General features: G+C 62.2%; 13 protein-coding genes. 3 read left to right on the top strand and 10 right to left on the bottom strand.

What is annotated here, in order from left to right:
* Positions 1-4: 4 nt before the first annotated feature.
* Both AC0C6X_RS12345 and AC0C6X_RS12350 read right to left on the bottom strand, forming a co-directional pair.
* On the bottom strand, positions 5-586 hold the full coding sequence (locus AC0C6X_RS12345; RefSeq protein WP_472953369.1) for an acyloxyacyl hydrolase: 582 nt from the start codon (positions 584-586) through the stop codon (positions 5-7).
* A gap of 92 nt (positions 587-678) precedes the next feature.
* On the bottom strand, positions 679-2097 hold the full coding sequence (locus AC0C6X_RS12350) for an aminotransferase-like domain-containing protein (RefSeq protein WP_472953371.1): 1419 nt from the start codon (positions 2095-2097) through the stop codon (positions 679-681).
* Between the two features lie 82 nt (positions 2098-2179).
* Here AC0C6X_RS12350 and AC0C6X_RS12355 point away from each other — a divergent pair, with 82 nt between their 5' ends.
* Complete coding sequence (locus tag AC0C6X_RS12355) at positions 2180-2434, top strand: DUF1127 domain-containing protein (protein ID WP_173516611.1); 255 nt, start codon at positions 2180-2182, stop codon at positions 2432-2434.
* 144 nt (positions 2435-2578) lie between these two features.
* Here AC0C6X_RS12355 and AC0C6X_RS12360 read toward each other — a convergent pair whose 3' ends face one another.
* The 4 genes from AC0C6X_RS12360 to purC all read right to left on the bottom strand — a co-directional run bounded on the left by AC0C6X_RS12360 (position 2579) and on the right by purC (position 4910).
* Positions 2579-2986, bottom strand: a complete 408-nt coding sequence (locus AC0C6X_RS12360; RefSeq protein WP_173516610.1) for a hypothetical protein — start codon at positions 2984-2986, stop codon at positions 2579-2581.
* Positions 2987-3043: 57 nt separating this feature from the next.
* On the bottom strand, positions 3044-3715 hold the full coding sequence (gene purQ, locus AC0C6X_RS12365) for a phosphoribosylformylglycinamidine synthase subunit PurQ (protein ID WP_173516609.1): 672 nt from the start codon (positions 3713-3715) through the stop codon (positions 3044-3046).
* A gap of 170 nt (positions 3716-3885) precedes the next feature.
* Positions 3886-4128 carry a phosphoribosylformylglycinamidine synthase subunit PurS gene (gene purS / locus AC0C6X_RS12370; protein ID WP_034794427.1) on the bottom strand — a complete coding sequence of 81 codons (243 nt, stop codon included), beginning with the start codon at positions 4126-4128 and terminating at the stop codon, positions 3886-3888.
* Positions 4129-4145: 17 nt separating this feature from the next.
* Positions 4146-4910, bottom strand: coding sequence for a phosphoribosylaminoimidazolesuccinocarboxamide synthase (gene purC / locus AC0C6X_RS12375; RefSeq protein ID WP_173516607.1), 765 nt, complete (start codon positions 4908-4910; stop codon positions 4146-4148).
* 231 nt (positions 4911-5141) lie between these two features.
* Between purC and AC0C6X_RS12380 the strand changes: the two genes are divergently transcribed.
* Positions 5142-5456, top strand: coding sequence for a DUF1476 domain-containing protein (locus AC0C6X_RS12380; RefSeq protein WP_173516606.1), 315 nt, complete (start codon positions 5142-5144; stop codon positions 5454-5456).
* Positions 5457-5499: 43 nt separating this feature from the next.
* Here AC0C6X_RS12380 and AC0C6X_RS12385 read toward each other — a convergent pair whose 3' ends face one another.
* Positions 5500-8034, bottom strand: a complete 2535-nt coding sequence (locus tag AC0C6X_RS12385) for an EAL domain-containing protein (protein ID WP_247958937.1) — start codon at positions 8032-8034, stop codon at positions 5500-5502.
* Positions 8035-8238: 204 nt separating this feature from the next.
* Positions 8239-8793, bottom strand: coding sequence for an RBBP9/YdeN family alpha/beta hydrolase (locus AC0C6X_RS12390; RefSeq protein WP_173516604.1), 555 nt, complete (start codon positions 8791-8793; stop codon positions 8239-8241).
* Between the two features lie 259 nt (positions 8794-9052).
* Between AC0C6X_RS12390 and AC0C6X_RS12395 the strand changes: the two genes are divergently transcribed.
* The gene (locus AC0C6X_RS12395) at positions 9053-9868 is read left to right on the top strand and encodes a DUF2189 domain-containing protein (RefSeq protein ID WP_173516603.1); all 816 of its coding nucleotides are present in this window, start codon (positions 9053-9055) and stop codon (positions 9866-9868) included.
* 99 nt (positions 9869-9967) lie between these two features.
* On the opposite strand, the gene AC0C6X_RS12400 is transcribed toward AC0C6X_RS12395, so the two are convergent.
* The gene (locus AC0C6X_RS12400) at positions 9968-10273 is read right to left on the bottom strand and encodes a PilZ domain-containing protein (protein WP_173516602.1); all 306 of its coding nucleotides are present in this window, start codon (positions 10271-10273) and stop codon (positions 9968-9970) included.
* Positions 10274-10528: 255 nt separating this feature from the next.
* Positions 10529-11830 (bottom strand): adenylosuccinate lyase, encoded by a 1302-nt coding sequence (purB, locus tag AC0C6X_RS12405; RefSeq protein ID WP_065373606.1) that lies wholly within the window; start codon positions 11828-11830, stop codon positions 10529-10531.
* Positions 11831-11856 lie beyond the last annotated feature (26 nt).

The raw sequence follows: 11856 nt of genomic DNA on the forward strand, positions 1-11856 counted from the left end.
GCCGTCAGAACTTGTAACCGAGCGCGAGGCCGGCGCGTGTCAAGCCATTGTTCGGACCGTCGCACAGATTGGCATGCGAAGCATGTTCCACGGTTGCCGAGACGTTCCAGTGCTCATCGAGACGGACACCGGCAGCGGCGTATTCGCGGAAGAGGAAGCGGCAGCCGAGCTCCGGCCCGGAACCATTCGGATTGTCGAGGTCGCCGTCATGAACCGTACCGCCGGCGCCGAACTCGACGAACAGGCGCTTCGTCATGTCGAAGGTCCAGCTCAAACCGGCATAGGCCTGATTGACGCCGTTGGACGACGTCGCAACCGCTGCGCCCGCATGGATGCGCGGCCGCAGCAGCTTTTCGCCGAGGTCGATCGCCCCATCGGCATCGAGCGGATCGAAATACACGGTGAACGACGGAAACACCCCGTCCTCCTGCTTGTCGCCGGAAGCGATCGACGTCGTGACGCCGAAGCGCATCTCATCGAAAACGCCATCCGCAGCCAAGGCCGGTGCAGCGGTGGTCAACGTGGTCGTAGCGAGAAGAAGAGATGCGAGGCGAAGCGACGAGGCGGCGTTGACGGGTAGCGGCATGCGGAATCCTTACGAGCGAATCATGTGCGCAAAACTGCTAAAGTAGTATGTTGCGCAACCTTGCACGAAAGTCACTCCATGGATTTCCATAGTTACTCGAAACTGTCGTAACCGGCGCGCCCGCTGTCGAGCAGCCGCTTCAGCGTCTGAAAACCTGCTCTCACCTGGGCCCGGTCCGGCGGCGAGGAAAAGCCGACGCGAATCCGATGGAAGACGCGGTCGGTGCGTCCGCCCTTGAACTCGTCCTCGTCATCGACGAGCACGCCTTCCTGCAGTGCCGCTTGCTTGAACGTGCCGGAGAGCCACGGATCCGGCAACTTCATCCAGAGGAACGGAATGCAGGGGTGCGAGGTGAACTCGATGCCCTCGAAGATTTCGCGAGCCATCGCCTCGCGGGCACGCACCTCTTCGATGCCCTTGCTGCGCAGGATTGCAGCCGAGCCGGAAAGCACGAGCCGTGCGCAAAGCTCAGCCAGGATGAACGGCAGGCCGCCGCTCACCATCTTGTGCGCAATGCGGATGCGCTGGCTGAAATGCGGAGGGCAGGCGACCCAGCCGCCGCGAACACCGGCTGCCACCGACTTAGAAAGACCGCCGACCAGGAAGGTGCGTTCCGGCGCAAGCTCAGCCAAGAGCGGCGTCTGATCACCGGTCATCGCGCCATAGAGATCGTCCTCCACCAGCCAGACGCCATATTTGCGGGCGATCTCGGCGATCGCCTGGCGGCGGGCAAGCGGCATGACGGCGACGGTCGGGTTCTGTGCGCTCGGCATCAGGAAGGCGAGCTTCGGATGCTGTTGGGCGCAGACGCGCTCGAAATCCTCCGGGATCATGCCGAACTCGTCGGATTCGACCAGCGTCGTGCGGCGGCCGACGAGGCCGGCGCTGCGACTCACCTGCGAATAGGTGAGCGTCTCGAAAGCGATGCGGTCGCCGGGCGCCGTGACCGCAGTGATGACCGCGACGACGGCCGCATGGGCACCGAGCGTCGGCACGATGTTTTCCGGCTTCGGGCGGAAGCCGCCGCGCGCCAGCCACAGGCAACCCGCCTCGAACCAATGGTCCGGAAAGTTGCGTGCGTAGCTTGCAATGTCCGCATGGTGGTCGTGGCTGATTTCGCCAAGCAACTCGCTCAACACCGTGCCTTGGCCGATATCAGGTGCCGCCGTGCTGTCAAATCGCAATTTTCCGGCAGGTGCCACGAGCGGCCGGGTGCCGGCGAGAGAGGTCGTCAGCGGATCCGCCTGTTCCGGCGGGCGGCTCTCGGGATGATCGAGCACATAGGTGCCGCGGCCGACTTCGCCGCTCACCAGTCCGCGTTCGCGCACGATGTTGTAGGCGCGCCCAATCGTACCGATTGTCACGCCGATATCGTAGGCGAGGTTGCGCTGGGGTGGCAATTTGGCGCCGACGGGAAGGGCGCCACTGCCGATTGCCTGTTCGATCTGGTCGGCAATCCGCGCATAGAGCGGACCGTGACCCTGCTGAATGTCCGGGAGCCAATTTGTCATAGTGACAATTCTTTAGATTACAGCGCGAAATATGTCAATTATCACCAAGACAACGATAGCAATCGCTGCATTGGGGTTATCAATGAGTACAATCGATACAATTTGTTTGTCCCGCCCGGGTGCTAAGTCCGTCGCGTGCAGCAGCGCATTGCTGGGCGGCGATTATTCGCAACAGCGCGAGAGCGTGCTTAGGCGACTTTGGGGTTTTTATTGCGAACTGGCGGCGAAGCGGCGCGGCCGTCTGGCCCTCGGGGAAATGAGCGACTGGCAACTTAAGGATATCGGCGTTTCCGCGAAGGATGCGCGCCGGGAGTCGGCTGTGCCGTTCTGGCGCTGAGAATGTCGACAAAGCTGCGCAACCGTTTTGCGACAACGGCATGCTTTACCTTATTGGGTCGGAAACGACTGACGGACAATACACCAAGGGCCGGCGCCCTCAGGACGGCCGGCCCTTGCATCGATTCGACAATTCGCCTTGGGGCTATTTGCAGCCCTGGCCGCCGGCGGCCCAGCGCTTGATATCGGTGGCCATGCGCGTGCCGACCGGTTCGCTCATCAACGGCCCGAAGGCCTGCAGGCGTGCCGGGTTACCCTCGGCCTGAACAACGGCGAGCGGTCGGGCCTCCGGCGACTTGCGCGGCACGATCAGAACGCGGGGGCGGCCGGAGAAGGAATTGAGCTCGGGCGCCAGGCGATAGGACTTGAACTCCGGATCGCCCGATTTGAACCAGCAGCTGTTGGCACCAAGCGCCACGCGCTCCATCGTCGGCAGCGCGGCCGTATTCGGGCTTGGCGCCGGCGGCTTTGGCGACTGGCAGGCTGCGAGCAGGGTCAGGCCAAGCGTCGCACAGGCGAGGCCGGTCAGGCGTCCAGGGAAGAATGAAGGCATCGACGGTCTCGATCGCATTTGGGGATGGGTCGGAGATGCCTTCTATCAGCCGGATGGTTAAGCGGCGATTACTTCGAGCGCCGATGCGAAGAGACCGCGGCCGTCAGAGCCGCCATGTGCCGCTTCGATCAGGTTTTCCGGATGCGGCATCATGCCGAGCACGTTGCCCCCGGCATTCATCACGCCGGCGATATCGTTCATCGAGCCGTTCGGGTTGGTGCCTTCGGCATAGCGGAACACCACCTGGCCGTTGCCTTCGATCGTCTTCAGCGTCTCGGCATCGGCAAAATAGTTGCCGTCATGGTGGGCGACCGGCGAGCGGATGATCTGGCCCTTCGAATAGGCGCGGGTGAAGTCAGTCTCGGCATTGACCACTTCGAGCTTGATCTCGCGGCAGACGAACTTGAGCGAGGCGTTGCGCATCAGCGCGCCGGGCAGGAGGCCGGCCTCGACGAGGATCTGGAAGCCGTTGCAGACGCCGAGAACCTTGACGCCCTTTTCCGCCTTGGCCTTGATCGCCTGCATGACCGGCATGCGCGCCGCGATCGCGCCACAGCGCAGATAGTCGCCATAGGAGAAGCCGCCGGGAATGACGATCAGATCGACATCCGGAATGTCGGTCTCCGTCTGCCAGACGGTGACCGGAGCCTTGCCGGAAATCTTGGTGAGGGCCGCGATCATGTCGCGGTCGCGGTTGAGGCCCGGAAGCTGGACGACGGCTGACTTCATATCTCTGTCTCCGTTAGCGGCGAGATGTCATCTTGATGCCGCGCCCCGAAGAGCCAGGCACCTTCTACGACGAGAACAGCAGCGCACCCTGCGGCGCTCGCGCTGTTCCGGCGTCTCTTAACGTCTGGTTCCGCGCCTCAAAGCGCGGAACGATTTCGATGCCTGACCGATCAGGCGAACGAGATGCTGTAGTTCTCGATCACCGTGTTGGCGAGCAGCTTTTCGCACATGGCCTTGAGGTCTTCCTCGGCCTTGGCCTTGTCTGCGGATTCGATCTGCAGATCGAAGACCTTGCCCTGGCGGACCTGGCCGATGCCGTCGAAGCCGAGCGCGCCGAGAGCGCCTTCGATTGCCTTGCCCTGCGGATCGAGAACGCCGTTTTTCAGCGTCACGGTTACACGTGCCTTGATCACTTTGATTTTCCCCGAAGTTATTTCACCAGAACCGGACCGGTGCCGCGCACAGGTTCGTTCTCGTTCATGATGCCGAGACGGCGGGCGACTTCCTGGTAGGCCTCGACGAGGCCGCCGAGGTCGCGGCGGAAGCGGTCCTTGTCGAGCTTCTCGCGAGTCTCGATGTCCCAGAGCCGGCAGCTATCCGGCGAGATCTCGTCGGCCAGCACGATACGCATCATGTCGCCCTCGAACAGGCGGCCGCACTCGATCTTGAAATCGACGAGCTGGATGCCGACGCCCAGGAACAGGCCCGAAAGGAAGTCGTTGATGCGGATGGCAAGCGCCATGATGTCGTCGAGTTCCTGGGGGCTTGCCCAGCCGAAGGCGGTGATGTGCTCTTCGGAGACCATCGGATCATCGAGCGCGTCGGCCTTATAGTAGAACTCGATGATCGAGCGGGGCAGGACGGTGCCTTCCTCGATGCCGAGGCGCTTGGCCAGCGAGCCGGCGGCGACGTTGCGCACGACGATTTCGAGCGGGATGATCTCGACTTCCTTGATCAACTGCTCGCGCATATTGAGGCGGCGGATGAAGTGCGTCGGGATGCCGATCTTGTTGAGATGCGTGAAGATGTACTCGGAAATGCGGTTGTTCAGCACGCCCTTGCCGTCGATGACGTCATGTTTTTTCTTGTTGAAGGCGGTCGCGTCGTCCTTGAAGAACTGGATGAGCGTGCCCGGCTCCGGACCCTCATAGAGGATCTTGGCCTTGCCCTCGTAGATACGGCGGCGACGATTCATGGATTCTGTCTCTGTGGTTGTTGGCGCTCTTGGGTCGCGCTCGTGGAATATCTCCCGGGGTCCATAGCTGAAAAGAACGGATTTCACAATCGGCGTATCTTTTCCGTCCCCCTGATTTGCAGAGGGTAGCATGAAAGTCGCGAAACCCGAAAACGACGCAATTCAGTTTGACCTCCATTTTGGTTATGGCGATAACTGTTCAAGGCACCGAATTCTCAGGGAGATCAATCGATGACCACTATCCAGGATCGCGAAAAAGCCTTTGAAGCGAAGTTTGCGCTGGACGAAGAACAGAAGTTCAAAGCTGAGGCGCGCCGCAACAGACTGCTTGGTCTCTGGGCTGCCGGCCTGCTCGGCAAGCCCGATGCCGAAGCCTATGCCGCGGAGGTGGTGACCGCTGACTTCGAGCGTGCCGGTCATGAAGAGATCATCCGCAAGCTCAAGGCGGATTTTGACGCCGCGGGGGTTGCCCAAACGGAAGAGCAAATCCGCAAGCGCATGCTCGAGCTTCTCGCCGAAGCGATCCAGCAGATACAGAACAGCTGATAGACGAGCACGCTCGCGGCGACCGCCCGGCCATCGGGCCGGGCTACCTGTCGGCTTTGCCGAAGATCGGCTTCCATCCGCGCCGCAGGCGCCGCTCGAGTTCCAGCCGGTCCATCGGCCGGGCCAGCGCATACCCCTGCAGCACATCGCAGCCGAGATCGCGCAACATTGCCGCATGCTCCCAGGTCTCGACGCCTTCCCCGACGACATCGATGTTGAGCGAGTGGCCAATGTCGATGATTGCGCGGACGAGCTTGGCCTGTTTCGCACTCTCTGTGATCGGCCCGACCAGCGCCCGGTCGATCTTGAGCCGCGCCGGGTTGAGGTTGAGCAGGCCGATGATCGAGGCGTGCCCGGTGCCGAAGTCGTCGATCTCCACCTCGATGCCAAGAGCGCCGAGGGCCGAGATCGTCTCGGCGATTTCATCCTCCGGATCGTCGAGGAAGATGGATTCGAGCAATTCGAACGAGAGGACGCCAGGCGGAATCCGCAGATCCCGCAGGTCGGCGATCAGGCCGGGATCGCGCAGGCGTGGCGACGACATGTTGACTGAGATCTTGGGAATGGCGAAGCCGGCCTGCCGCCACGACTGAAAATCGGCATAGGCAAGCTCCACGACCTTGCGGTCGATCGCCGGCAGGACATTGATCTCCTCCGCGACCTTCAGGAAGTGGAAGGGCGCGAGCACGCCGCGCTCCGGATGGTTCCACCGCACCAGCGCCTCGACGCCGGTGATCTCGAGCGAAGTCGCATCGAACTGCGGCTGATAGTAAACCGTGAACTGCCCTTCCTCGATCGCCAGGCGGATGTCGTCGCCAATCCGCTTGGCCGTCAGGATCTGTGTCTGGATCTGCTCGGAGAAGACCTCGACGCGGTCGCGGCCGAGGCTCTTTGCCCGGTAGAGCGCGATGTCGGCATTCATCAACAATTGCTTCGCATCGAAATCGTCGTGCCCTTTCCAGGCGATGCCGATGCTTGCGCCCAGGCGGCAGAGCTGGCCCTCATAGGGAATGGGGCGACGGAAGGCGTGGACGATGCGCTCGGCGAGTTCGGAGAGCTGCGGCAGGTTTCGTCCCCCGCGGCATAGAATGACGAATTCGTCGCCGCCGATCCGGGCAATGAAATCGTCGTGTCGGGCATGCGCGCGAAGGATGGCTGCCGCGTGGCTCAGCATGGCATCGCCGGCCTGGTGCCCGAGTGTGTCGTTGATCTGCTTGAAACGATCGAGATCGATATGCAGGATGGCGTTGACCGCGACATTCTCCGCCAGCATCTGATCGAGGTAGCGCCGGTTGGGCAGATCCGTCAGATAGTCATGCAGGGCGTTGTATTCGATCCTGACCCGCGCCTGCTCGAGCTCGCGGTTGCGCGCCTCGGCGGAGGCCTGAGCCTGGCGCAACTCCTCCTGCAAGGCGACGTCTTCGGTGACATCCCAATTCGCCCCGATGAGCTTTCGCGTGCCGCGATGATCGACATAGGTCGCGGCATTGGAGCGGATATGCCGGATCGAGCCGTCCGGCCGCACGATTCGAAAGGCATTGCTGTAGGGCTTGCCGGAGGCGATCCCTTCGATCGTCCGGGCGATGGCCTTGTCGCGGTCGTCGGGATGCAGCATGTTTTCCCAAGCCTCGGAGTTCGGCGGACCGTCGCTTGGATCGAGGCCGTAGATCTCGAACATGCGCTCGTCCCAGTCATCACGCTCAGCGTCGAGGTTGAAGTCGAACACGCCGATCTTCGAGACGTCGAGCGCGAGTCTCAGGCGGCGCGAGACCTCTTCGAGCCGCGCCTCCGCCTCCTTGCGGGCGGTAATGTCCGTGTCGGTGCCGATGATGCGGCTGGGCCGGCCATCCGGCCAATAGCCAACGGACGCACCGCGGCTCTCGATCCAAACCCAATGCCCGTCCGCGTGGCGCTCGCGGTACTCGAAGGTGTTGAATACAGCCTCGCCGGAATCCTGCCGCTCGATTGCGGCCCGCACATGCGCGCGGTCGTCGGGATGGACGTTCTGGATCCACGTCTCAAGGGTCCCGTCGACCTCGGCATCGTCAGGCAGGCCACGGAGCCGCTTCCAGGTGGTGGAGTAAAACAGGTTACCGGTTTCGAAGTCGTGGTCCCAGACGCCTTCAAGCGCGCTGTCGAGCGCATATTTCCAGCGGGTTTCGTCATTGCGCAGACCGGCGATTTCGTCGACGAGATCTTGGACCGGGAGCATCAGCAGGAAAAAGGCGTCCTGTTCGGCGAAAGACACCGGCGACCAGGAGACGAGCATCGGCAAGGGGCCGGAGAGGCTTTCGAAGCGGAGCGTCGTGCACGACGTAGCCGCCGGCGGCAATCTATCCCGGCCCGGCAACAGGGGCTGGTCTTCATCCAGGACGAGATCTCCGAGGAGGGCTCTCCGCAGCGAAGCTGGCGTCCTTAGCAGCAATTCACCGGCGCGCGCATTGGTCGTTATGATCCGGCCCAGATCATTGGCAATGATTGCCCCGGCCGGCAAGCGCTCCAGGGCGGCCTGCGTGAGGACATCCAAATTTGCCGGCGCACCACGCGCACCTTTGGTGAGACCTTCGTTGACGGCCACGTATCCCATATCCAGCGTTTGCGGCCGCAAATTCCAAGGCACTGAGGGCCGGAAATCAGGCTGCAAATCAAGATTCTACAGCGCTCGACGCCCCTTCGAGGACGAGTCGCGCTGCCATGCCGACCGATGATGACGGCGGACAATGAACGTCGGATTAACGGGAAGTTGCAGGATTAAGGGGCCATCAACCAGCTCGCCGAAGGGTCAGGGCTTCAGGCGGCTCAGGAACTGGGCGAACACCATCGTGCCTTCCGGCCAGGGACCATGTCCGGACTCGGTGTTGATATGGCCGGATTCGCCGGCGTCGACGAGCAGCGAACCCCAGGCGTTGGCAATGTCGTCGGCGTGATCGTAGGAGCCGAAAGGATCGTTGCGGCTCGCGACCATCAGCGACGGGAACGGCAAGGGATCACGCGGATAGGGGCCGAACGTCATCAGATGTTTCGGGCGGATCGTCGGATTGGCCACGTCCGGTGGCGCGACGAGGAAGGCGCCGGCGATCGGCTTGTTGATATGGGGCAGGGCGTGCACCGCAGTCGCGACGCCAAGCGAATGGGCGACGATGACGACCGGCTTCTCGGCGGCGTTGACCTCTTCGACCATGCGCGCCACCCAATCTTCGCGCACGGGCTTTGCCCACTCGGCCTGCTCGACGCGGCGCGCGGTGGACATCTTGCGCTCCCAGCGGGTCTGCCAGTGCTCCGGTCCGGAGTTGGTATAGCCAGGGACGATGAGGATATGGGCGTCGGATACTTTCATGATCGCCGCGATGTGGCGCTGAAAGCGGCCGAAGTCAAGGCCCGCGGCGCCGCGGGCCACTTGAGAGGCGCTATGGTCGCGGCAAGATTTCGGAAGTGATGCATGTTTTCTCCGAAATCGGCGACGATCCAATGAAACATGCGGCAGGCGACAGCGCCTTCATTTTCTGTATAATCGGCGTGACGGTCGCGGTTGGTGCGACTTTGTTTCGTCGCATCGCTGTTCCGTGGCCGCTCGGGTTCGTTGAGGAGTGTGAGCCATGACAACATTCCATGTTCTGTCGGGGCCGGACGCGAGTGTCGCCCACCCCGGGATAAAAAAGATCGGCGTCTCGGATGTGTTCGACGCCCTGCGTCTCGGATTTGACGATTTTCGCGAGAAGCCGTCGCATTACGTCTTCCTTTGCCTGATTTACCCGATTGCCGGCGTCGTGCTGATCACCTGGAGCGCCGGCGCGAACATGTTGCCGCTGCTTTATCCGCTGGTCTCGGGCTTTGCCCTCATAGGCCCCATCGCGGCGATCGGCCTTTACGAGATCAGCCGACGGCGTGAACTCGGTATGGACTATTCATGGCCGCATGCGCTTCGACTGCATCGCTCCCCGGCCTTGCCATCGATCATGGCCGTCGCTGCCATGCTCTTCGTGGTCTTCATCCTCTGGCTGCTGGTAGCCCAGGCGCTCTACGTACAAATCTTCGGAGCCGAACCGCCGGCTTCGATCACCGCCTTCTGGAATGGCATCATCGGTACCGAGCAGGGTTGGAACCTGATCCTCGTCGGCAATGCCGTCGGCTTCGTCTTCGCCGTCATCGTGCTGTCGACGACGGTCGTATCCTTCCCGTTGCTGATCGATCGTGACGTCGGCGCGGTCGCGGCAGTCGAGACATCGATCCGCGCGACCCTGGTCAATCCGGTACCCGTTGCGCTCTGGGGCTTCATCATCGCGGCTGGCCTGGTGATCGGATCGATCCCGATCTTCGTCGGCCTCGCCGTCATCATGCCGATCTTCGGCCATGCCACATGGCATCTCTATCGCAAGATTGTGGAACCCGGTCCGCGCCCCCGTACACGATAGGCCTGGCGCCGCCCGGCGAAGACAGACGCAGCCTCTCAAAGCGAAAAGCGCCGCAGGTCAATTGACTTGCGGCGCTTGACGGTGTCGGCGTCGACCGGTCTAGCGAAAGTGCTTGTAATAGGATGATATCTGGGCCGCCGTGTTGGACGACAGATTGAGCTTGATGCCGATCCTGTCGCCGCGGCACCAGCGCACCATGCCGGTCAGGAAGCCCAGTTCTTCGCTCCGGATCGTCACTTCCTGTCCGGTTCTGGCGCCGATGTCGAAATAGAGCTGGAAGCAGATGCCTTCGTCCGAAAGGTCCTTGACGACGCCGTTGCTTGACCCGGTCTTGCAGGTGACCATGCCGGTGATCTTGGTCTGTGTGCGTACCCCCGTACGCTCCGTGCTGTCCTTGTAGGCCATGTGTTCCCCGAACCTGAATTGACCGGCCTACAGCGCCGCGCGTCTTATCAGATGCGCAAAGGTCGCTGTAGCACTTTGATTTGCTGCATGTCTTCGTCCCCAAATCGAGGTCGATTTAAGGAGACATGCAGTAGATCGTCGCACGCGATCACTGAACATCGCGCTAAAAGAAATGCCCGCATTTGAGCGATCTGCGCCAAATGCGGGCATATTCATGAGACGCAACGCGGGCGCGTGACCCGCACGTTGTCAGGCTCAGCCGAAGACACGCTTGAAAATCGTGTCGACGTGCTTGGTGTGGTACCCGAGATCGAACTTCTCGCGGATGTCTTCCTCGGAAAGCGCTGCGCGGACTTCCGTATCGGCCAGCAGTTCTTCGAGGAAGTCCTTGCCCTGTTCCCAGACCTTCATGGCGTTGCGCTGCACGAGGCGGTAGGCATCCTCACGCGAAACGCCGGCCTGGGTCAGCGCCAGCAGCACGCGCTGCGAATGCACGAGACCGCGGAACTTGTTCATGTTCTTGATCATGTTCTCGGGGTAGACGAGCAGCTTGTCGATCACGCCGGTCAGGCGAGCGAGCGCGAAGTCGAGCGTCACCGTCGCGTCCGGTCCGATCATGCGCTCGACGGACGAATGCGAAATGTCACGCTCGTGCCAGAGGGCAACGTTTTCCATGGCGGGTACCGAGAAGGCGCGGACCATGCGGGCAAGGCCCGTCAGGTTCTCGGTCAGAACCGGGTTACGCTTGTGCGGCATTGCCGACGAACCCTTCTGGCCCGGCGAGAAATACTCTTCGGCTTCGAGGACCTCGGTGCGCTGCAGGTGACGGATTTCCGTCGCCAGGCGCTCGATCGACGAGGCGATGACGCCGAGGGTCGCGAAGTACATGGCATGACGGTCGCGCGGGATGACCTGGGTCGAAACCGGTTCCGGCTTCAGGCCGAGCGCCTTGGCGACGTGTTCTTCCACGCGCGGGTCGATGTTGGCGAAGGTGCCGACGGCGCCGGAGATCGCGCAGGTGGCGACTTCCTCGCGCGCGGCCAGCAGGCGCTGCTTGCAGCGGTCGAACTCGGCATAGGCAAGCGCCAGCTTGACGCCGAAGGTGGTTGGCTCGGCATGGATGCCGTGCGAGCGGCCGATCGTCACCGTGTCCTTGTGTTCGAAGGCGCGGCGCTTCAGCGCTTCGAGCAGCTTGTCGAGGTCCGCAAGCAGCAGATCGGTCGCGCGGACGAGCTGCACGTTGAAGCAGGTGTCGAGCACGTCGGACGACGTCATGCCCTGGTGGATGAAGCGGCTGTCCGGGCCGACGAATTCGGCAAGGTGCGTCAGGAAGGCGATGACGTCATGCTTGGTGACGGCTTCGATCTCGTCGATGCGCGCGACGTCGAAGGTGGCAGCGCCGCCCTTTTCCCAGATCGTGCGGGCGGCATCCTTCGGGATCACGCCGATTTCGGCAAGCGCATCGCAGGCATGGGCCTCGATCTCGAACCAGATGCGGAACTTGGTTTCCGGCGACCAGATGGCCACCATTTCCGGACGGGAGTAGCGCGGGATCATGGGCTTTAGCTTTCGTCGTCAGTGGA

The sequence above is a fragment of the Ensifer sp. VA4 genome (assembly GCF_055710065.1).